The sequence below is a fragment of the Corynebacterium sp. H130 genome (assembly GCF_037572395.1).
In the GTDB taxonomy this organism is placed as follows: domain Bacteria; phylum Actinomycetota; class Actinomycetes; order Mycobacteriales; family Mycobacteriaceae; genus Corynebacterium.
Genome location: NZ_JBBHLA010000002.1, coordinates 413,147 through 432,741 on the forward strand (window position 1 = coordinate 413,147; position 19,595 = coordinate 432,741).

Consider the following 19,595-nt stretch of genomic DNA (forward strand, 5'->3'; position numbering starts at 1 on the left):
GGCTGGCCACTCGGTATATCGGGGCCTTGCACGGATCATTATACACGGCCATTTTTGAGACTCAATGGCGCAAGAAAAGAAATTTTCCAGTGCTGGCATTCGTCTAGACTGGAGAACCGTGAGCACACGAGCAGACCGGGCCCATGTCGAACTTCAGCTGCCTAAAGTGGCCGCTTTCTTCGACCTTGACAAGACGATCATTGCCACGAGCTCCGCTTATGCCTTCGGCCGAGAGTTCATGAGCAGTGGCCTGATCTCACCTAAGGCTGCGCTCCAGATGTCCTTGGCGCAGGCAACCTATATCTTGGCCGGGCACTCCGGCGAGCAAATGGATCGCACCAGGGATCAGCTCACCGCCATGATCGCAGGTTGGGAACTTGAGCAGGTACGTCAAATTGCCGAGGAGACCATGAAGAACGTTGTCTCTCCTGCTATTTACCAAGAAGCACGCGACCTGATTCGCTTCCATCAGAACTTGGGTCACGATGTCATCATCATCTCCGCGTCAGCGACGGAACTGGTCACGCCTATCGCGAAGGAGCTCGGCGTACACCACATCGTGGCCACAGAGCTTGCCACCAAAGATGGTGTTCTGACCGGCGAAGTGCTCTTTTATGCAAAGGGACCGGCGAAGGCCGAAGAGATTAAACGCCTTGCGCAGGAGCGTGGCTACGACCTTGATCGCAGCTTCGCCTATTCTGACTCCGCCACCGACATCCCGATGCTGGAAACAGTGGGCAACGCCGTTGCGGTGAACCCAGACCGCGCCCTGCGACGTGCAGCGCTGGCCAACGACTGGGAAATCAAGTCCTTCCGCAACCCCGTTCCACTCTTTACCGTCCCTAGTACCAAGGAAGTCTCCATCGGTACCGGTGTGTTCGTGGCTGTCGCTGCTCTGACTGCTGGCGGGTTCTGGGCGCTGAAAAACAAGAAAAAGAGCTAGCGCGACAAGTTGTTGCCAAGCTGCAACAATAGCCCCATTTCTCCATCTCGATCGGGTTCAGCCAGGCTTGGCAAGCGGGTTAGAATGGCAGTGTTGTTAGCACAGCAGCGATTTTCGTGGCACGATTGCTAAAGAACGCTTTAGTTAAACGCATTTGGAGGAATACCGTGAGCAATGCCAAGGGGCTCTACACCGCAGGCGACGACCAGTTCGCCCCACGGGTGAACTCGATCCCGCTTTCTGATGTTGATAGCCGCGCTGCCGGCCAGGGCTCCATCGGTGACCTCGTGAGCGATGCCACCGCTCAAATGTCCAGCCTGTTCCGCGCAGAGCTGGAGCTGGCAAAGACCGAGCTCACCGCTAGCGCTAAGAAGGGCGCGATCGGTGGCGGCATGTTCGGTGTCGCGGGCACCATTGCTCTTTACAGCTCTTTCTTCTTTTTCTTCTTCCTTGCCGAGCTGCTTGACCTGTGGGTACAGCGTTGGGCTGCCTTCCTGATCGTCTTCCTGATCATGCTGGCTCTCGCCGGTATCTTCGCTTTCATCGGCTTGAAGAAGGTCAAGCAGGTTAAGAAGCCTGAAAAGACCATCGAGTCTGTCCAGGAGATGAAGAACCTGGTTCCTGGCAAGGCTCAGGAGAAGCTCGGCGCGAAGAATCGTGGCCTCTACTCCTAAATCTCCTTCGGTCCTGGCAATCCCGGGACCTTTTTCACACGAGTTGGTGCACACCCGTGGCACACGGCTTCACGCCGCTGTCGCCGGGGATCCCCGCGCACCACTCGTGTTATTTTTGCATGATGCCCTGGGCGGATGGTTCGATTTCCGTTTCCTCTTCGAACCCCTTTCCCCTGATTTTCATGTCGCCGCCATGTCGGCTCGTGGCTTCGCCCAGTCTGACAAGCCCCCGATGGGTTATTCCTTGCGCCATGGCGTCGGTGACATCTCTGGCATGATCCGCACGCTCGGGCATGGTCGCGCCACCATCGTCGCTGCGGGCACGTCGGCTCGCTTAGCGACGGCTCTCGCCGCCAACTACCCGGAACGCGTGCGATCCTTGTACCTGGTAGACGCCATTTCGCGGCCCAATACCACCCGTGTCGCCCTCGCCTACGCAGCCCCGAAATTCCCAGAGCTGGTGGCAAAGCGATCCCTGCCAGACGCAGACCCGGAGACACTCAAGCTGCGCGCGCTTTCCTATCAGATTGGTGGCACTGCCGGGCCGCGCACCAGGCATGCGAAGCTGCCCTTACGGCCGCTGCCGGTGAAGTGGTCCACCACAATCGATGCGCCGGTCACCTATGTCACCGGCACGCGCTACCCAGACCTCGCGACCTACTTGACCACGCACTCTTGAGTGTCCACGGACCGTGATAGCGCGTGGTAATCGCCAATCGTGGTTTGGATTTGCTTCTTGGTCAGCGCGTATCCAGTGTCGGTGTTGTCTGCCGCTGCGCCGAAGATCATGCCGATGACGTGCCCGTCGGCGTCGGTAAGCGGACCGCCCGAGTTACCTTGGCGAACGCTGCCACGCAGGGTGTAGGCCTCGCGGTCGAGGCGATCCTTGGCGTAAATGTCCGGCCCGTTGATGGTGATGATTTCGCGGATGCGGGCGCTGGTGGCGGTGAATGGTCCGGAGCCGGGGTAGCCCATCACGATGGCGTCGTCGCCCGGCTCGGCTGGGGTGTCGGCCCATTGCAATGGCGTGATACCGAGGTCTGGGGCGTGCAGCACTGCGATGTCGACTCGCGGGTCATAGAAGACGACGGTCGCTTCCCGAACTCCCATCATGGTGTCCAGCTTCACCGTTTCCGTTCCCGCCACGACGTGCGCGTTGGTCAGCACGTAGTCCTCGTCAAAGACGAACCCCGTTCCGGACAGCAGGTGACGACACTTGTCGGCCTGGCCAGTCACGTGGACGACTGCGGGCCTGAGCTTTTCGACGACCTCCGGCCGCTCCAGCTCGATGCGTGGCGCGGCCACTTCTACTCGTCGTGCTTCCTCGAATGGCGAGAGCAGTGGTGGCAGGCCGGATTCGTTGAGCATCGCCGAGATTTGGTTCGGCAGCTGGCGCATTGGGCCTGGTGCGAATCGGTCGACGCCATGCAGGATTTGGGAGGACCGCAGGCCTTGGGACACGGTGGCCGGGGTGGCTGTGACCAGCGGGATGGCGATGAGCCACGCCACGATGAGCGTGGTGATCACTTGGAATACCGAGCCGATCATGGAGTCGACTCGTTGGGTGGACTTGCGTCGCATGCCGTGGCGCATGCTGCTGCCGACGTAGGCTCCGAGCATGTTGCCGATGCCGATGAGAAGGACAACGGTGGCCAGGGCCAGCAGGAAGCGGAAGGCGGTGCTTTCCGTGTAGCCCATCACCCAAGGCGCCAGCGCGGCGCCGGCGAACAAACCAATCACGACGCCCACGGTGGATAGCACTGACGCGAGTGCGCCCTGACGCCAACCAGCAAATAGTGCGCCGATGAGCGCGATCGCGAGGATGATGTCGACGATCACGCCTGGATTGTGGGTCAGCTCGGCCACGAATCTCCTTTTAGAGCTTAAAAGTCCTTAACTCTTCTACGGTCTCACATTTCGCCGTTTCGCGAACCTCGCAACGCGGTTTCGAGATCAATTTGCATTGCAGACCAGGGCTGTTCCCACCCCGCTGCCCGAATCATCGCAGATATCAGTCCGCCGGTAAAACCCCAGACCACGTACCCGCGGTGCCAGAAAGCCGGCCCGGTCCACTGTCCTTTTCGCACTGTAAAACGATTGGCAGGATTGATTAGATCGTGAAGTGGCGCCTGAAAGATGTCGTCATTTTCCAGCGGGCTGACGATATCCAAGGCTTTAGGTTCCGTCCAATAGCCCAAGATGGGAACCACTGGGTTCCCAGTAGCGCGAATCCCAACGGGGTCAAGCTGCGCAAGAGGGACAACGGTGCGTCTGTCTAAGCCCGTTTCCTCCCACGCCTCCCGCAAGGCGCAGTCGACTGGACCGCGGTCCTCCGGGTCAATCCGTCCACCGGGAAAGGCGACCTGCCCGGAATGTGAGCGCATCGTTGGAGTTCGGTGTGTGAGGAGCACGGTTGCATCCTCCAGGCCGGTACCTGCGAGCAGCATGAGCACCGCCGACCGCTTGTAGGAGGGAAAATCCTCGAGGCCAAGCCCGCTGAGCATGCTGCCATCTTTGGCGCTCGAAACGAGCGGTCGGAGCCAGTCAGGCGCGTCAAGTGGCCGTAACGCAGTATTGAATCCCGAAAGCGTCACTGGAGCGCTCCTTGGACAGCCTCCTCCAGCTCAGCACCAGATCCAAATACTGCGGGGAAGCTCTTCTTCAGGTTGCCTTCGGCATCAAAGACCACGGTGATCGGCACGACCCCAGGCAGCCCGTATTCCCCTGCAAAGCGACCCCCGTCGTCCTGCAGGCTCGGTAGCTGCAGGTTCATCCCGTTGAGGAAGGATGCGCCATTGGACGCATTGAGGTCAGCGTGGACACCGATTACGTTCCACTCCGGGTGTTCGGCTGCGAGGGCGTCGAAAAGCGGGAGCTCTTCGCGGCACGGTCCGCACCACCATGCCCACACGTTGACCACGGTCGGCTTTTGCGGCCCCTCCACGGTGTTGCCGCCCAGGCACGGCAGTTGGATGTGCGTTGCCGGGCAGTCCGGGCGTGCTGCCACAGCGACGTCAGTGTCTTCGGGAGTTTCCGGCCCTGCCAGCATTTTTGGCACCACGGCGATGAGCCCCAGCACAATGACGAGGCTCGCCACGATCGACCACAGGCCTGTTTTCGTCATTTCTCCTCCAGCATCTGCAGCAGGTGCTCTCGCTCCGGTCCCTTCACCAACTTCTCCGCCTCGACGAAGTCCGCCGGGCCGGCGCTGCCGAAACTAGGGCACAGCTTAGCCACAAAACACGCGCCGCACGCCGCCTTTCGGCTGTGGCACACTCGCCGACCATGAAAAATCAGGCGGTGCGACACCATCGTCCACTCTGCCGGCTCGATGAGCTCAGCAATGCGCTTTTCGACGACCACAGGATCCGTTTCCTCCGTCAGCCCAAGGCGCCCCACCAGACGACCGAAATGCGTATCAACGGTGAGTCCCGGCACGTCGAAGGCGTTGCCAAGCACCACGTTGGCGGTTTTGCGCCCGACGCCGGGCAACTTGACCAGGTCTTCTAGCCGGGCAGGCACCTCTCCCCCGTGCTTTTCTTCGAGGGCCTGCCCGATGCCGATGAGGGCTTTGGCTTTGTTGCGGTAGAAACCAGTCGGCTTGATGTATTGCTCGAGTTCGTCCAAGTTGGCGTGGGCGTAGTCCGCAGCGGTCGGATAGCGCTTGAACAGAGCTGGCGTGACCTGGTTGACCCGCACGTCCGTCGTCTGTGCGGACAGCACGGTTGCGATGAGCAGTTCCAGAGGTGTGGTGAAGTCGAGTTCCGCGCGAGCGTTCGGATAGCACTGCGCGAGCATCCGATTGATCTTTCGGGCGCGACGCTTCCGGGCAAGGGGAGTTTCGGACATGAGCAAAGTATAGTCTGAAGCCATGAGCGTACTTATTGCTGTCGCGGCACCAATCGTCATCGCGGTGTTCGCTGTTCAGATGGAAAAGTTTGAAGTCTTCTCCACCCGAAAAAACTCTCCGAAAGAATAAAAATTCACATTTTTGGTCCATTGTTCGCCTTGTCACAGCCAAAACTGCACATCTTGTGATTTTCCAGGTAAGGTTTTAGCAGTAACACATTCGTGTGCTTGTGCCATCTCACATTGGAAATCCCTTGGCGTCGAAGAGCACACGACTTCACACAAAGGAGAGTTGAGTTGGAAGGCGTACAGGACATCCTGTCACGAGCTGGCATTTTCCAGGGAGTGGATCCAATTGCTGTCAACAGCTTGATCCGCGATCTTGAGACCGTTCGGTTCCCACGAGGCACGACTATCTTCGAAGAGGGCGAACCTGGTGACCGCCTTTACATCATTACTTCTGGCAAGGTGAAGCTCGCTCGTCACGCTAACGACGGCCGCGAGAACCTGCTGACTGTCATGGGCCCATCCGACATGTTCGGTGAGCTGTCCATCTTCGATCCAGGCCCACGTACCTCTTCTGCAGTCTGCGTCACCGAAGTGCAAGCAGCAACGATGAACTCCGAGATGCTGCGTTCTTGGATTGCACAGTACCCAGAGATCTCTGAGCAGCTCCTGCGCGTGCTGGCTCGTCGTCTGCGTCGCACCAACGCGTCCCTGGCAGACCTGATCTTCACCGACGTTCCGGGTCGCGTTGCAAAGACTCTGCTGCAGCTGGCTAACCGCTTCGGTTCCCAGGAAGGCAATGCACTTCGCGTTAACCACGACCTCACTCAGGAAGAGATTGCACAGCTTGTTGGCGCTTCCCGTGAGACCGTGAACAAGGCCCTGGCTACCTTCGCACAGCGCGGTTGGATCCGCCTGGAGGGCAAGTCCGTGCTCATCACGGATGCCGAGCACCTGGCTAAGCGCGCTCGCTAAGCCTAGATAGAATTAAAGCCCGCCTTTTAGGCGGGCTTTTTGTTTGCGTCTGTTACAGCGAGTCCAGGTAGCGTACTGCCACGCGGGTGGACTGTGCGGCTGCGCCACGCAGCACCGGATCAACGTCGGTGTAGATTTCGTCGACGAGGTCGATGATGGACGCATCTGGGCCCAGCTTTTCGCGAGCTGCCTTGACCTGGTCGAGGCGGTATTCACGGCGCTCAAGGTACTTGCGCGCCAAATCGGCCGTATTAGGGTGCTCAGGGCCGTGTGCTGGCAGCAGGGTGATGTCTTCGCCACGCTTTTCCAGCGTGCGCAGGGTGTCCAGGTACGCGCCAAGTTCGCCGTCGGTTTCGGAGATCATGGTCGTGTGGCGACCAGCGATGGTGTCGCCAGTGACGATGCCCTCCAAAGTGGACTTGCCTGCCTCACCACTCCAGATAAAGAAGCACACGGAGTCCTTGGTGTGTCCTGGGGTGTGAACGACCTCAATCTGAGGGGTAAGGCCTTCGATTGCGATGATTTCGCCGTCGCGAAGTGGCTCAGCCCCACGGCAGTAAGTTGCCTCAAAACCACGCACTGGGACGCCAGTGAGCTGGCGGAATCGGTCGATGGAGTCGGCGTGATCGTGGTGGCGATGAGTGATCAGAGTGAGGGCAATCTCCCCAGCCTTTTGCTGAAGGACGTTGAGGTGTCCTTCATCTTCAGGGCCTGGGTCGATGACGACGCTGACCTGATCTTCCGGGCCACGAACGACCCACGAGTTGGTGCCTTCCAGCGAGCTGTAGCTCGGATTTGGGCACAGGACAACACCGACGGAATCGGTAACAGGGCGTAGTTGACTGTAAGCAGGATGCTCCATACCCACTAGCTTATCCTTTTTGCTGAAAACTTAGCCGGCGATCTCAACCACAATCTCAATCTCGACTGGAGAACCGAGCGGAAGCTCGAACACTCCGACAGCCGAGCGAGCGTGTCCTCCCATGTCAGGGAAGATTTCACCAAAGAGTTCAGATGCACCATTGACAACGGCCGGCTGACCGTTGAAGCCTTCAGCGGATGCAACAAACCCGGTTACCTTCACCACGCGCTTGACCTTATCGATGCCAACCAAGGCGTCGATCGCGGCCAGACAGTTCAGGGCCGAAATGCGCGAAAGTTCAGCTGCGCGCTCCTGGGTGACATCCCAGCCGACCTTGCCCCTTTCTGGCAGGACGCCATCAACGAAAGGAAGCTGACCGGACGTCATCACCAAGTTGCCATACTGAACAGCCGGCACGTAGGACGCGACTGGAGCGGCGACGCTCGGCAGGGTGATACCTAGTTCTTTCAGGCGCGCGCTAATCATTTCTTCTCACGCTTCAGGTAAGCAACGTGGCTTTCTGGATTTGGGCCAGGTAGGACACTGACAAGCTCCCAGCCATCTTCACCCCAGGTATCCAGGATCTGCTTAGTGGCATGCGTCAGGAGCGGCACTGTTGCGTATTCCCAAGTAGTCATGCCTATATTCCTACCAGTTCTCCACCCGAAGCGAAGTACTCGGCCCAACTGGTGATGTGAGGATTTTTTCTCAAAAGTGCGCGACGCTGACGCTCGGTCAGGCCTCCCCAGACCCCAAATTCAACGCGATTATCGAGCGCATCCGCACGACACTGCAGCAAAACAGGGCAATGACGGCAAATTGCGGCAGCCCGGCGCTGGGCTGCACCCCGAACGAAAAGTGCGTCCGGATCCCCATCGCGACACTTAGCTAGTGTGACCCATTCCCCACGGTCGATCAATTGCTGCTCTTTCACCAGCGATGCAGTCATCGTCACGGCCTCCTTCACCACTAGTTGACACATGTAAGTGTATTCACACGATTTGCACGATGTCGAATGCGTCACACAAACGGGGGTCTACACTCACAGACTTTTTGCGTAGGGTATGAGAGGTGCACAGTATGAAAACATTGCTTTCCGCAGTTGGAGCCGTCATCGCAGCCGGCGTGATCAGCGCAGTCGCGCTGTCTCCCGCCGCTAGCCTTTCGGGGGTTGCGATCGCCCGAACCAACGAAACAATGCAATCACACCTGTCCGATCTCACCGATGGCACTACCCCCGGTGTCTCCACGATCACCGACAACGCCGGCACGCCAATTGCGTGGGTGTACGACCAGTACCGCATCGAGGTCCCGTCGGAAAAGATCTCCCCGAACATGAAGAAGGCCATCGTGGCCATCGAGGACCGTCGCTTCTACGAACACGACGGCGTCGACTGGCGAGGCACCGCCCGCGCCATGATCACCAACATCACATCCGGCGCGGTCTCCCAGGGCGCCTCGACCCTCAACCAGCAGTACGTAAAGAACTACCTGCTGCTTGTCGACGCCGAGACCGAAGCCGAACAGGCCGCAGCGGTGGAGACGAGTTATGCCCGCAAGCTCCGCGAAATGCGCATGGCCTCCGACCTGGAGAAGAAGCTGTCCAAGGATGAAATCCTGACCCGCTATCTCAATGTGGTGCCTTACGGCAATGGCGCCTTCGGCATCGAGGCCGCGGCGCAGACCTACTTTGGCAAGCCTGCTGCGGAGCTCAATGTTCCGGAATCCGCGCTGCTGGCTGGCATTCTGCAGTCCTCCTCTGCCCTGAATCCCTACACCAACCCGGAGGGCATGACGGAGCGTCGTAATCAGGTGCTTGACGCGATGGTCTCCACAGGCGATCTCAGCGCCGAGCAGGCCGGCCAGTTCAAGGCTGCACCTCTGGGTACTTTGGACCAGCCAAAGCGCCTCCCGAACGGCTGTATTGCAGCCGGGGACCGTGGCTTCTTCTGCGACTACGCCATCAAGTACCTGCAGGGCCATGGGCTCGATCCAGAGCGACTGTCCCGCGACGGACTGACCGTGAAGACGACTCTTGATCCGGCGGTGCAAGACGCGGCGCACAATGCGGTTGTTAACCACACGAATCCGCAGGCTAAGGGCGTCGCCGAGGTGCTCAATGTGGTGGAGCCAGGCGCTGATTCCCGCAAGATCTTGGCCATGACTTCTTCCCGCGATTACGGGCTTAACGTGGAGCAAAGCCAGACTGTGCTGCCACAGGCGTCAAGCCGCGTGGGCAATGGCGCGGGTTCCATTTTCAAGATCTTCACCGCTGCTGCTGCCATTGAACAGGGCATGGGCATCGAAACGGTGCTGGACGTACCAAAGCGTGTTGAGGTGTCCGGCATGGGTGACGGTGGTGCAAGGAACTGCCCTCCGGGTAAGTACTGCGTGGAAAACGCGGGCGTGTACAAGCCACAGCTATCCCTGAAGCAGGCGCTGGCGCAATCCCCGAACACCACCTTCGTGAACTTGATTGAGCAGGTGGGAGTAAAGGAGTCCGTCGATATGGCCGTGCGCCTCGGCCTTCGCGACTACACCGAAGAAGGCAGCTTCGACGGCAAGTCTTCCATCGCCCAGTACTTCGGCGATAACAACCTCGGTTCCTTCGTCCTCGGCCCAACGGCCGTCAACCCGCTGCAGCTGTCCAACGTGGCTGCGACGCTCGCCTCAGATGGCATGTGGTGCGAACCAAACCCGATCGTCTCCGTCACCGACCGCCATGGCAAACCAGTCGAGCTGACCAGCACCCCGTGTGAGCAAGCTGTCGAGCCGAACGTGGCCCGCGCGCTTGCCGACGCCATGAGCGACGACGTCAAGAACGGCACGGCCGCGCCCGCAGCCAATGGTTGGGGTTGGCGGGCACCAACGGCGGGCAAAACGGGTACCACGGAGTCCCACCAGTCGGCCGCGTTCATGGGCTTCAACTCGAACTTCGCAGCCGTGCCATACATTTACAACGACGGCACCGAGACAATGTCGCTGTGCACCGGCCCTGTCCGCCAGTGCTACGAAGGCACCCTCTTCGGCGGTAATGAGCCTGCTAATACGTGGATGTCCGTCGCCACGAACTCGCCAGGCGCTTCCGCCGGCCAGGTCGCTCAGGCTGCTCCTGAGCAGGTCAAGGGCAAGACTCAGGCGCTCGCAGATAAGGTCACTGGCAAGTCGGCTGCTGCTGCCAAGGCACAGTTGGAGGCCGAAGGCTACAGCGTCACCATCTCGGAGGTCGCTGGCCCTTCCAACAAGAAGGGGCAGGTCATGAACGTGAAGCTCGGCAACCTACGCGACGAAAAACCGCCGGTCACGCTGCTCGTGTCCGACGGTTCTCAGAAGGTCGCGCCAGCTCCCGCACCTGCGCCACGTGCTCCGCAGCCAGCACCAGCTCCAGCGCCTCCACGGTTGGAGGATCTGATCGGCGAACTGCTGCGCAGCAACGGCCTATAGGGCTGCGCGCACTGCCGTCGACAAGCGCTTGCCGTCGACTCGCCCCGCAGCAGCCTTCGTGGCTGCCTGCATCGCTGCGCCCATGTTTGGGTTATCCAGGCCTGCGATAACCTCCTTGACCAGGGCGTCCAGCTCTTCGTCGGTGAGCTGCTTTGGCTGGTAAGCCTGCAGCACCTCGGCCTCGGCGAGCTCATTGTCCGCAAGATCCTGGCGGCCATTCTGGGCGTACACTTCGGCGGATTCCTTGCGCTTCTTGATCTCGCGCGCGATCACCTTGAGGATATCCTCGTCCGTGGCGTCGTGCTTCGTGCCATTTACTTCTTCCATCTGGATGGCGGACAGCAGCATGCGCAGGGTGTTCGTGCGCAACTTGTCCTTAGCCTTCATGGCTTCTTTGAGGTCGTTGCGAATTTGCTGTTTCATGTTTTTCAGCATACGCACCGGTAGCATGGCAAGGGTGAAGAAAATCCTGCTCTCTTTGTTCGGTGCTGGCCTCGCGACAATGGGCTGGGGGTACTCCGAACTCACCAAGTTCCGCCTCAAGCATGAAACCGTAGAGCTCCTCGAGCCTGGGCTTATCGACGGCGGAGAGCTCAGGATCCTGCACATCTCCGACCTCCACATGCTGCCTTCGCACCGCACGAAGCAGGACTGGGTATCCGCGCTCTCCGTGCTCAACCCAGACCTCGTGATCAACACGGGCGATAACCTCGCATCCCCAGACGCAGTGCCAGCAGTGCTGCGCGCACTCGGCCCGCTGCTGTCCAAGCCAGGCCTGTTCGTCTTCGGATCCAACGACTACTACTCCCCGACCCCGGTGAACCCGTTCAACTACTTGATCGGCAAGAAACGCAAGGTAAAGGAAGTCGACCTGCCGTGGGAGGGCATGCGCGCAGCGTTCCTCGAGCACGGCTGGCGTGACGCCACCAATGCCCGCCACGAATTTAAGGTGGGGCACGTGCGCATCGCAGCAGCTGGTGTCGACGATCCCCACTACCACCTCGACAACTACCCGGCGATCGCCGGAAAGCCCAACCCGGACGCGGACCTGAGCATTGCCCTCACGCACTCCCCGGAGCCACGTGTCCTCGCTCAATTCGAGGCCGACGGCTACGGCATCTCCTTCTCTGGTCACACCCACGGCGGCCAGCTCTGTCTCCCCGTGGAACGAGCCATCGTGACCAACTGCGACATCGACCGGAAACGAGCCAACGGCCTCCACCGCTTCGGACGCATGTGGATGTACGTCACAAATGGCCTCGGAACGTCCCCTTACGTGCCGTTTCGCATCTTCTGTCGTCCGTCCGCGACGCTCATCCACGTGGTAGAAAAGCGGTAATTTTGTCTCTGTTTGGGGCAGGAGTACGGTGTTTTTCAGTGGTCATATGACCGCTGCGGGATATAGCGCAGTTTGGTAGCGCACGTCGTTCGGGACGACGGGGTCGCAGGTTCAAATCCTGTTATCCCGACTCATTTGGAGGCCACCTGGAAACGGGTGGCCTTTTGTCTTGGTCTACTTCACCATTCTCCGAATGGCGGCCTCTACCTCGGCGATCTTGTCCGCTGGGTCTCCTGCCCTGGCGGCGTCGACAACGCAGTGCTCGATGTGGTCGCCGAGTAGCGCCAACGCTACGTTCTCTAAGGCTGAGTTGACGGCGGAGATTTGGGTGAGGATGTCGATGCAGTATTCGCCTTCTTCCACCATGCGGTGAATGCCCCTGACTTGCCCTTCGATGCGTCGGAGCCGGGCGAGGTAGTTGTCGCGCTCGGGGCTATAGCCGTGGTCATGCATTGTCGGCTGGGATCTTCTTCAGGGCAAGCGCAGACAGACCGGAGATTCCGGCGAGGACCAGGCAGGACAGCACCATCATGGCAGTAGAACCGGAGTTGCCGAAGGTGGACAGGCCTGAGGTGGCGTAGCCAAGTGGCATGAGGCCCGAAAGCGCCGACATGAGGGCGGAGACTCCGGAGACAGATGCTTGCTTCCACACCCAGCCCACGATGCCGACCTGCAGCAGCATGAAGCCGTAGACGGCAACGCGACCATACTTTTCTCCAAACACCCGCACGAGCGCGTTGCTGAGCAGCGCGGATGCCAGGCCCGCCAGCAGGAGGATTGCGCACAGTCCAGCGAAGGAAACCGGGGTCAGCGAGGTGCCGAGCACCCCGACGAGCACGATGCCGAGCGCAACAGCTATCAGCCAGCGCCAGCGGTTGGAGAACACCGAACCTAGCATCACTGCCAAGGCGATCAGGAAGCCGAACAGTGGGATGAGCTGAGGCGCAGGCTCGGATGGCGATGGCGCAGAATCTGCTGGAAGTGCGCGCTGCACGCCCGCAATCTTTTCCTTGTTGGTAGCTGCCATGCCGTCGACCTTCGTCGCGCCGTCCTTAAGATCGGTAGATCCCTTGGACGCTTCCGCGAGGCCCTTATCCAGTTCGGCCAGGCCTGCGGCGAGCTCCTTGGATCCCTTCGTGGCAGAGTAAATGCCGTCGTGGTAGCCGTATCCAGGCACAGCCAGCTGGTTGGCGATCTCACGGGATCCGGTACGCAGCTGGGCCAGCTGATCCACCATAGCCCCGTCGAGCTTGAACTCCTGCACCTGCTTCTTGAATTCAGCCAGCTGCTTACGGAAATCTGCAGCCTGCGGATCATTCTTCTTCGCCAGCTCGGCATCCACCTTGTCGATTTCAGCCACGATCTGCCCCTGCACCAGGCCGATTCCCTGAACCTGGTCAACCGCCTTGGATACACCATCTGCGACCTTGACTGCGCCGTCGCCAAGCTGACCTGTGCCGGCCTGCAGCTCGATCATGCCTTGGGAAAGGTCGCTGGCGCCCTTGCTGGCAGTTTTACCGCCTTCGGAGAGCTGGCCCATGCCGTCGGCAAGCTTGCCGGAGCCGGTGGCGAGCTCGCTGGTGCCCGACTTGAGGAAGCCGGCCTGCGATGCTGCCTCACCCGCGGCGCGACGAGCTGGCACAAGGTCGGTGGCGCCCGGCGCGGCGGCTGGCTCGGAGGCGGACCAGGACGCAGCGGGCTCCAGCGAAGTCGCGGCGGCGTAGATTGCTCCCGCAAAGAGTGGCAGGAGCAGCAGCAGGGCCCACAAGCAACGGCGTAGCACAGTCATGTATTTGAGCGTAGGAAAGTTCGTCCTAAAGCTGAGTTAGGCGCACCGTTTCAGTGCTGGTTCCACCTGGTAAGATTTTCTTCGTTACTTTGCGCACAACCACATGTGCGAAGTGTGTAGGCCCAACCAGGCCCGGAACGAACTAAAGACTACGACTACAGCAAGGTGTGATTCTCACGTGACCCTGCTCCTCGTTTTACTCATAGCTGGAGCAGCCGTGGCGGCATCCCCGCTGCTTGTGCGCGTTCTGGACCGTCAGGCCGGTTGGCCTTTGGCGGCCATGTTCCTCGCAGCAGCTGGTGTGCTCGCTCAGCGCCCCGATAATTTCAGTGTCCCTTGGGCGCTGGGAGCCTCGTTCGCGGTGAAAGCCGACGGGCTCTCATTTTTCTTCGCCATGCTCGCCTTACTCATCGGCGCAGTCGTATTTATTTATTCCGCTGCCTACCTCCCCAAACGCAAGGGCAACACTAGCTTTTACGTGATCATGTCGGCGTTCATGTTCGCCGTGCTCACGCTCGTGCTTGCCGACGACGTTGTCCTGCTCTTCATCGGGTGGGAGCTTGTCTCCTTGGCATCCTTCCTGCTCATCGCCAGGTCGGGCTCCGGCGGGCAAGCGGGTGCAATGCGCACCCTGATCCTCACCTTCATCGGCGGCCTGACGCTGTTGGCGGCCCTGGCCATTTTGGTAGCGCAATCAGGGACCACGAACCTCACGGAGATTCTTTCCCATGATCCTGAGCACATGGAAGTGATCGGCGTGCTCATCGCGGTGTCCGCGTTCACCAAAGCCGCGCAGCTGCCGTTCCACTTCTGGTTGCCTGAGGCCATGGCCGCCGCCACCCCGGTCTCTGCGTTCCTGCACGCAGCCGCCGTGGTGAAAGCTGGTATCTACCTACTGATTCGCTTCTCTGGGATTTTCCACGCGGATCCTGTGTGGCAGTACTTGCTGATGGGTACGGGCATGGTCACTGCGATCATGTCTGCCCTCTTCGCGATCCAAAAAACCGACCTCAAGCAGCTCACCGCTTATTCCACGGTGTCGCACCTGGGATGGATCGTCGCGACCATCGGCGTGGGCACCCCGTTCGCGCTGGCAGCCGCCCTCGTGCACACTTTGGCGCACGCGATGTTCAAGTCTTCGCTGTTCATGCTGATCGGCGTCGTCGACCACCAGACTGGCACTCGCGACATCCGTCGCCTCGGTCCGCTTTACCGGCAGCTGCCGTTCACGTTCGCGTCGATGTGCATCGCTGCCGCCTCGATGGCGTCGATCCCGCCACTCATGGGTTTCGTATCCAAAGAAGGGATGCTCGCGGCCTTTGAGGACCGACCAATCATGCTGTTCTTGGCCGGTTTTGCAGCTCTGCTGACGTTCACTTACTCCGCCCGCATCGTTTTCGGCGCATTTATCGACGGCCCCCGCGAACTCGATCACGTCAAGGAAGCTCCCGTGTTGCTCTGGCTCCCGGCTGCTCTCCCGGCGCTGCTTTCCGTTCCCCTGGCGCTCACGGTTGGTGTGCTGGACGGGCCGGTGTCTGAGGCTGTGTCCGCGACGGGGCTTACCTATGACGCGCACCTGGCGCTGTTCCACGGTGTGAACACGCCTCTCTTGGTCTCCCTAGCGGTGCTCATTTTTGGTGTCCTCGGCGTGGTCTTCCGCAAACCACTGCTGCGGCCGATCGAAGGCAAGCAGTTGCTGCCGTTTAGTGGCGCAACGCTGCTGGATAGTGCGGTCAAGAAGATCACTGCGATGGGACGCCACCTGGCGGAGATCGCGAACTCCTTCTCCCCTGCCCGCCACATGGCGTGGCCTTTCGTCGGCCTGTCCATTCTCATGGCCATCGGCGCGCTGTCCAATGCTGACGGGGCTGGTTTCGCCCCGCGCTTGGCGGGCATCGACCGCGCGTGGGACCTCATTCCACTCGCCCTCGTGGCGCTCGCGGTTCCATTCTTGCTGCGCACGCATTCTCGGCTGGCGGCGACGCTGCTGCTATCCGCGGTGGGTGTGGGCGTAACCCTGCAGATCCTGTTCCTCGGCGCCCCGGACGTGGCGCTGACCCAGTTCCTGGTGGAGCTGCTAGTGATCGTCATGATGATGATGGTGCTGCGCCACCACCCGCGTGGCTTCTTCCCCGTGTCCAAGCGACGCAAGCTGTGGACCGGCGCGATCGCCATCGGCGCTGGCCTGTCCAGCTTCTTCATCGTCTACGGTTTGCTCGGCAGGCACGAGCGCTCGGATCTATCTTCCTGGTATCTGGAGCAGGGCCCAAGCATTACCAGTGGCGCCAACGTAGTGAACACGATCCTGGTTGAGTTCCGTGGCTTCGATACCATGGGCGAGCTCACGGTTCTGGGTATGGCTGGTATCGCACTGGCCGCTGTGGTCGGCTCGATGCCACGCCAGCAGACACTTCAACTGGAGGATTTCCCAGAGCCTTCACGCAACGCGCTGCCACTGCGCTACCTCGTCCGCCTACTGACCCCGATCCTGGCGCTGTTGTCCTTTGTCATTTTCATGCGCGGGCACAACGCACCTGGTGGTGGCTTTATCGCAGCTTTGGTTTTCTCCAGCATCTTCATGCTGAAGTACCTGGCTTCCGACAAGGACGAGCCAGTGGTGGGCAAGAACACGCCATTTATCCTGACTGGACTTGGCGTCATCACCGCCCTGACAGCTGGTTTCATCGGCATGACTCACGGCTCATTCCTCTACGCAATCCATGGTCATCTGCTCGGCCAGCACGTGACCACGTCGATGATTTTCGACGCAGGTGTCTTCCTCGCAGTGCTGGGCATGGTCACCGAAGGCATCAACGTGCTTGGCGGTCGTCTACGGCCCGGCGTGGAACACACTCCGTACGAACGCCCCGCGGATAGCCCAATCCCAGCCCCACTCGGACCATCAGCTCAAGGAGACCGCTCATGATCATGGCACTGACCATTTCCATCCTCATGGCTGGTGGCGTCTACCTTGTGCTCCAGCGTGGCATGTACCGACTCGTTCTGGGAATGTCCCTCATTGGGCACGCCGGAAACCTGACAATCCTGGCCGCCGGCATCCCTTATTGGCGAGCCGAACCTCTGGGGGCTCCACTGGAAACGGCTGCCGACCCAGTGCCACAAGCTTTCGTGCTGACCGCCATCGTCATCGCCATGGCCACCACGACTTTCATGCTGACTCTCGCCGCAGTTGGCTACAACGATGACACCCGTTCCAAGCGAGCTGCCCGTCTCGAGCTGGCGCCCCTGATCACCACTGCCCGAAACGTGCGTCCTCTCCCTGAAGACAGCAAACGGGTGCAACGTGTGAAGGAAGCGGAGGCCTCCGAATGATCCTGCCTCTGTTCCTAGCCGTACCTCTCTTCGCAGCGGCCCTGGCGGCGATGCTGCCGTGGCGGTGGATGCGCGATGCGTTGATGCTCATCATTCCTGTTGTTGCTGGCTGCGGTGGTGTTTATCTGTTCCAGCACGGCATCATGACGCACAACATCGGCCTGTACGTCGGAGGTGTTTCGATTCCGTTTGCCTCGGATCAGTTCTCCGCGGTGATGATCATTGCGGCGTCCATCGTCGCCTTCTTCTCATTGCTGTTCGCCTTGTATGCAGGCGAGACGCGGGCGCGTTTCTTCCCTACCCTGGCGTTGATGCTCTTGGGTGGCGTGTACGGCGCTCTGCTCACGGCTGACCTTTTCAACCTCTTTGTCATGGTCGAGGTCATGCTCCTGCCTTCCTATGCGCTCCTCGCCATGACGGGCGGCCGTTCGAGGCTCGCAGCAGGCCGAACCTTTGTTCTGTCGAACCTGCTGGCCTCCACGATGCTCGTGATGGGCGTATCCGTGGTCTACGGCGTATCTGGCACCGTCAACATTGCAGCGCTTGCCGGGGCGGCTTCCGAGGGGCCGATCGTCATCGCGATGGGAGTTGTGGTGTTGGCTTTGGCGATCAAGGCTGGCGTATTCCCCATGCACACGTGGTTGCCACGCACGTATCCGTCGACAAGCTCGGCGGTGATGGGCCTGTTCTCGGGCCTGCACACGAAGGTGGCCGTGTACGCGCTGTATCGCATTTATGTGGTGATTTTCGATTCGTCCCCGCGCTGGGCAACGTTCATCGTCGTAGTGATGATCATCTCAATGCTGGTGGGTGGCTTTGCTGGCCTCGGCGAGACGACGATCCGTCGCGTCCTTGCCTACCAAATGGTCAACGGCATGCCGTTCATCTTGGTGATGCTCGCGTTTTCCTCGGAGGCGGCGCTGGCAGCAGGCATTTTCTACATGATTCACCACATGATCACTGTCGGTTCGCTGATTCTTACCACCGGCGCGATCGAGGAAACCTACGGCACGGGCACCCTGTCCAAGCTGTCCGGTATCGCGCGTCGCGACCCGTGGACCTCTACTTTCTGGGCCGCTGCCGCGTTCTCACTCATCGGCTTCCCGCCGTTTTCCGGCCTGTGGGGCAAGGTTGGCATCCTTATCCAGGCCGCGACGTTTAAGTCCTGGTGGTTGATCGCCGCGATCATCGTCGCGTCTATCGGCGCGCTGCTGTCGATGCTGCGAGTCTGGCGCAAAGTCTTCTGGGGCAAACCACCGAAGCGCTACCCGGCCACCCTTGTGGTCGCGCCGATCAAGGCCCTGCCTGGTGGCGCGCTGCTCGCCTGCTCGCTGCTCATGTTCATCTTTGCGGGCCCGCTTACCGACGTCTGTTCCACGGCATCCGCGTCGCTCCTCGACGTCCCTTCGTACACGTCCTCGATCCTGGGCACTGACCCGATTGGAGTAGTCCGATGAGATTCTTCTTTTGGCTGCTAGGACAGATTTTCGTAGGCGCACTGGTGATCGTTCGCTCTGCGTTTTCCCGCGACTCCGGGTTCAAGCCAGTGGTCGTGTCTTACCCTCTGCGGGTGACCTCCGAGCGCGACATCTTCTGGTTCTCCACCTGCATCACCATCACCCCGGGCACGCTGTCCCTCGGACTGCGTGGCGACCACCTGCTCGTTCACGCCGTGTACGGCGAAGACCCCGGAGAAGTTCTGGCTGGTCTTGCAGAAATGGAGGAACGCCTCGTTCCAGCTGTGGCGGACATCGACCGCGGGGCGCCTGGCCAAGGCCTTGGCAAGCCGGCCCACTCCACCTTCGTGATCGGCCATTCCGACAACGACTACGGCCCCTACGTCACCTACGAGGAGGAATCATGATCTTCTACGCCTGCATGGCAGTAATCGGGGTTTGTCTGATCGCAAACCTCGTGTTGATTGTGCGATCCGACGACTCCTCGCGATCAGTCCTCGCCGACATGATCTTCTACCTCATGATCGCCATCTACCTGGTGTGGACCCTCATCTGGGACGCATCCATCGTGTACGAAGTAGTCCTCCTCGGTGCCCTACTCGGACTGCTGTCTACCGTGTCGGTGGCCCGCATCCTCTCGAAGGGACGACGATGATCTCTGCAGTTCTAGCCGTATGCGCGTGTGTTTTCATCCTGGGAACAACCATCGCCCTATGGCGCGCACCTGACGCCCTGACCAGGATCAACCTCATGGGGCCTACCGTAGGTGTGGCGCTGCCCCTTCTTGTGCTTGCGCATTTGCTTAGTGACCCTTTCGACTGGCACAACCTGATCCGAGCCCTGATCGCAATCGCTGGCCTCTGGGTCGTCGCTGCCGTGTCTTCCTTCGTTATCGCACGGTCAGTGCACGAGGTGTAGGGCTGT

The 19,595-nt window shown here is 60.2% G+C and carries 23 protein-coding genes and 1 tRNA gene; 13 read left to right on the forward strand and 11 right to left on the reverse strand.

Features of this window, described 5'->3' with window-relative positions:
- The first annotated feature begins 118 nt into the window (after positions 1–118).
- The 3 genes from WG939_RS05630 to WG939_RS05640 all read left to right on the forward strand — a co-directional run bounded on the left by WG939_RS05630 (position 119) and on the right by WG939_RS05640 (position 2,296).
- A complete protein-coding gene (locus WG939_RS05630; protein ID WP_339983537.1) occupies positions 119–943 on the forward strand; it encodes an HAD family hydrolase in 825 nt (274 codons plus the stop codon).
- Positions 944–1,110: 167 nt separating this feature from the next.
- The gene (locus WG939_RS05635; protein WP_339983539.1) at positions 1,111–1,617 is read left to right on the forward strand and encodes a phage holin family protein; all 507 of its coding nucleotides are present in this window, start codon (positions 1,111–1,113) and stop codon (positions 1,615–1,617) included.
- On the forward strand, positions 1,601–2,296 hold the full coding sequence (locus WG939_RS05640; protein WP_339983541.1) for an alpha/beta fold hydrolase: 696 nt from the start codon (positions 1,601–1,603) through the stop codon (positions 2,294–2,296). The genes WG939_RS05635 and WG939_RS05640 overlap by 17 nt, the downstream gene beginning before the upstream one ends.
- Here WG939_RS05640 and WG939_RS05645 read toward each other — a convergent pair.
- The 4 genes from WG939_RS05645 to nth all read right to left on the reverse strand — a co-directional run bounded on the left by WG939_RS05645 (position 2,275) and on the right by nth (position 5,466).
- Entirely contained in the window at positions 2,275–3,456 is a 1,182-nt protein-coding gene (locus WG939_RS05645; protein WP_339983760.1) for a MarP family serine protease, read from the reverse strand. The genes WG939_RS05640 and WG939_RS05645 overlap by 22 nt on opposite strands.
- Positions 3,457–3,527: 71 nt before the next feature.
- Positions 3,528–4,211 carry an NUDIX hydrolase gene (locus WG939_RS05650; RefSeq protein ID WP_339983542.1) on the reverse strand — a complete coding sequence of 228 codons (684 nt, stop codon included), beginning with the start codon at positions 4,209–4,211 and terminating at the stop codon, positions 3,528–3,530.
- A complete protein-coding gene (locus WG939_RS05655) occupies positions 4,208–4,741 on the reverse strand; it encodes a TlpA family protein disulfide reductase (RefSeq protein WP_339983544.1) in 534 nt (177 codons plus the stop codon). Before WG939_RS05655 ends, WG939_RS05650 begins: the two co-directional genes overlap by 4 nt.
- Positions 4,738–5,466 carry an endonuclease III gene (gene nth / locus WG939_RS05660; RefSeq protein ID WP_339983546.1) on the reverse strand — a complete coding sequence of 243 codons (729 nt, stop codon included), beginning with the start codon at positions 5,464–5,466 and terminating at the stop codon, positions 4,738–4,740. Before nth ends, WG939_RS05655 begins: the two co-directional genes overlap by 4 nt.
- Positions 5,467–5,763: 297 nt before the next feature.
- On the opposite strand from nth, the gene glxR reads away from it, so the two are divergent.
- Complete coding sequence (gene glxR / locus WG939_RS05665) at positions 5,764–6,447, forward strand: CRP-like cAMP-activated global transcriptional regulator GlxR (protein WP_339983548.1); 684 nt, start codon at positions 5,764–5,766, stop codon at positions 6,445–6,447.
- Between the two features lie 52 nt (positions 6,448–6,499).
- On the opposite strand, the gene WG939_RS05670 is transcribed toward glxR, so the two are convergent.
- Genes WG939_RS05670 through WG939_RS05685 form a run of 4 tightly spaced genes read right to left on the reverse strand, consistent with a single transcriptional unit; the run spans position 6,500 to position 8,258 of the window.
- Positions 6,500–7,309: an MBL fold metallo-hydrolase gene (locus tag WG939_RS05670; protein ID WP_339983550.1), complete on the reverse strand. Its 810-nt coding sequence runs from the start codon at positions 7,307–7,309 to the stop codon at positions 6,500–6,502.
- A gap of 30 nt (positions 7,310–7,339) precedes the next feature.
- Positions 7,340–7,795 carry a RidA family protein gene (locus tag WG939_RS05675; protein WP_339983551.1) on the reverse strand — a complete coding sequence of 152 codons (456 nt, stop codon included), beginning with the start codon at positions 7,793–7,795 and terminating at the stop codon, positions 7,340–7,342.
- Complete coding sequence (locus WG939_RS05680) at positions 7,792–7,947, reverse strand: hypothetical protein (RefSeq protein ID WP_339983553.1); 156 nt, start codon at positions 7,945–7,947, stop codon at positions 7,792–7,794. Before WG939_RS05680 ends, WG939_RS05675 begins: the two co-directional genes overlap by 4 nt.
- A 2-nt stretch (positions 7,948–7,949) precedes the next feature.
- Positions 7,950–8,258 (reverse strand): WhiB family transcriptional regulator, encoded by a 309-nt coding sequence (locus tag WG939_RS05685; protein ID WP_339983763.1) that lies wholly within the window; start codon positions 8,256–8,258, stop codon positions 7,950–7,952.
- Between the two features lie 122 nt (positions 8,259–8,380).
- Between WG939_RS05685 and WG939_RS05690 the strand changes: the two genes are divergently transcribed.
- On the forward strand, positions 8,381–10,753 hold the full coding sequence (locus WG939_RS05690; protein WP_445227875.1) for a transglycosylase domain-containing protein: 2,373 nt from the start codon (positions 8,381–8,383) through the stop codon (positions 10,751–10,753).
- Here the strand turns inward: WG939_RS05690 and WG939_RS05695 are convergent.
- A complete protein-coding gene (locus WG939_RS05695) occupies positions 10,748–11,185 on the reverse strand; it encodes a GatB/YqeY domain-containing protein (protein ID WP_339983765.1) in 438 nt (145 codons plus the stop codon). The genes WG939_RS05690 and WG939_RS05695 overlap by 6 nt on opposite strands.
- Before the next feature lie 16 nt (positions 11,186–11,201).
- Here WG939_RS05695 and WG939_RS05700 point away from each other — a divergent pair, with 16 nt between their 5' ends.
- Positions 11,202–12,092 carry a metallophosphoesterase gene (locus tag WG939_RS05700; protein ID WP_339983557.1) on the forward strand — a complete coding sequence of 297 codons (891 nt, stop codon included), beginning with the start codon at positions 11,202–11,204 and terminating at the stop codon, positions 12,090–12,092.
- Between the two features lie 56 nt (positions 12,093–12,148).
- Positions 12,149–12,222 (forward strand) — tRNA-Pro (locus WG939_RS05705).
- Between the two features lie 44 nt (positions 12,223–12,266).
- Here WG939_RS05705 and WG939_RS05710 read toward each other — a convergent pair.
- Complete coding sequence (locus WG939_RS05710) at positions 12,267–12,545, reverse strand: metal-sensitive transcriptional regulator (protein WP_339983559.1); 279 nt, start codon at positions 12,543–12,545, stop codon at positions 12,267–12,269.
- Positions 12,538–13,881 (reverse strand): hypothetical protein, encoded by a 1,344-nt coding sequence (locus WG939_RS05715; RefSeq protein ID WP_339983561.1) that lies wholly within the window; start codon positions 13,879–13,881, stop codon positions 12,538–12,540. The genes WG939_RS05710 and WG939_RS05715 overlap by 8 nt, the downstream gene beginning before the upstream one ends.
- A 178-nt stretch (positions 13,882–14,059) precedes the next feature.
- Between WG939_RS05715 and WG939_RS05720 the strand changes: the two genes are divergently transcribed.
- The 6 genes from WG939_RS05720 to WG939_RS05745 are packed head-to-tail and all read left to right on the forward strand — an operon-like array spanning position 14,060 to position 19,589.
- The gene (locus WG939_RS05720) at positions 14,060–16,807 is read left to right on the forward strand and encodes a DUF4040 family protein (RefSeq protein ID WP_339983563.1); all 2,748 of its coding nucleotides are present in this window, start codon (positions 14,060–14,062) and stop codon (positions 16,805–16,807) included.
- A complete protein-coding gene (locus tag WG939_RS05725; protein WP_339983565.1) occupies positions 16,804–17,214 on the forward strand; it encodes a sodium:proton antiporter in 411 nt (136 codons plus the stop codon). The genes WG939_RS05720 and WG939_RS05725 overlap by 4 nt, the downstream gene beginning before the upstream one ends.
- The gene (locus WG939_RS05730) at positions 17,211–18,671 is read left to right on the forward strand and encodes a monovalent cation/H+ antiporter subunit D family protein (protein WP_339983567.1); all 1,461 of its coding nucleotides are present in this window, start codon (positions 17,211–17,213) and stop codon (positions 18,669–18,671) included. The genes WG939_RS05725 and WG939_RS05730 overlap by 4 nt, the downstream gene beginning before the upstream one ends.
- Complete coding sequence (locus tag WG939_RS05735) at positions 18,668–19,078, forward strand: monovalent cation/H+ antiporter subunit E (protein WP_339983569.1); 411 nt, start codon at positions 18,668–18,670, stop codon at positions 19,076–19,078. The genes WG939_RS05730 and WG939_RS05735 overlap by 4 nt, the downstream gene beginning before the upstream one ends.
- A complete protein-coding gene (locus WG939_RS05740; protein WP_339983571.1) occupies positions 19,075–19,326 on the forward strand; it encodes a monovalent cation/H+ antiporter complex subunit F in 252 nt (83 codons plus the stop codon). Before WG939_RS05735 ends, WG939_RS05740 begins: the two co-directional genes overlap by 4 nt.
- On the forward strand, positions 19,323–19,589 hold the full coding sequence (locus WG939_RS05745) for a Na+/H+ antiporter subunit G (RefSeq protein ID WP_339983573.1): 267 nt from the start codon (positions 19,323–19,325) through the stop codon (positions 19,587–19,589). Before WG939_RS05740 ends, WG939_RS05745 begins: the two co-directional genes overlap by 4 nt.
- Positions 19,590–19,595: the final 6 nt, after the last annotated feature.

Bases quoted from the DNA above. Each gene is read 5' to 3' on its own strand.
- WG939_RS05725 (WP_339983565.1), top strand. From the start codon at position 16,804: ATGATCATGGCACTGACCATTTCCATCCTCATGGCTGGTGGCGTCTAC.
- WG939_RS05740 (WP_339983571.1), top strand. From the start codon at position 19,075: ATGATCTTCTACGCCTGCATGGCAGTAATCGGGGTTTGTCTGATCGCA.
- WG939_RS05655 (WP_339983544.1), bottom strand. From the start codon at position 4,741: ATGACGAAAACAGGCCTGTGGTCGATCGTGGCGAGCCTCGTCATTGTG.
- WG939_RS05700 (WP_339983557.1), top strand. From the start codon at position 11,202: ATGGCAAGGGTGAAGAAAATCCTGCTCTCTTTGTTCGGTGCTGGCCTC.
- WG939_RS05685 (WP_339983763.1), bottom strand. From the start codon at position 8,258: ATGACTGCATCGCTGGTGAAAGAGCAGCAATTGATCGACCGTGGGGAA.
- WG939_RS05710 (WP_339983559.1), bottom strand. From the start codon at position 12,545: ATGCATGACCACGGCTATAGCCCCGAGCGCGACAACTACCTCGCCCGG.
- WG939_RS05670 (WP_339983550.1), bottom strand. From the start codon at position 7,309: ATGGAGCATCCTGCTTACAGTCAACTACGCCCTGTTACCGATTCCGTC.
- WG939_RS05715 (WP_339983561.1), bottom strand. From the start codon at position 13,881: ATGACTGTGCTACGCCGTTGCTTGTGGGCCCTGCTGCTGCTCCTGCCA.
- WG939_RS05730 (WP_339983567.1), top strand. From the start codon at position 17,211: ATGATCCTGCCTCTGTTCCTAGCCGTACCTCTCTTCGCAGCGGCCCTG.
- WG939_RS05680 (WP_339983553.1), bottom strand. From the start codon at position 7,947: ATGACTACTTGGGAATACGCAACAGTGCCGCTCCTGACGCATGCCACT.
- WG939_RS05675 (WP_339983551.1), bottom strand. From the start codon at position 7,795: ATGATTAGCGCGCGCCTGAAAGAACTAGGTATCACCCTGCCGAGCGTC.
- WG939_RS05735 (WP_339983569.1), top strand. From the start codon at position 18,668: ATGAGATTCTTCTTTTGGCTGCTAGGACAGATTTTCGTAGGCGCACTG.
- WG939_RS05745 (WP_339983573.1), top strand. From the start codon at position 19,323: ATGATCTCTGCAGTTCTAGCCGTATGCGCGTGTGTTTTCATCCTGGGA.
- nth (WP_339983546.1), bottom strand. From the start codon at position 5,466: ATGTCCGAAACTCCCCTTGCCCGGAAGCGTCGCGCCCGAAAGATCAAT.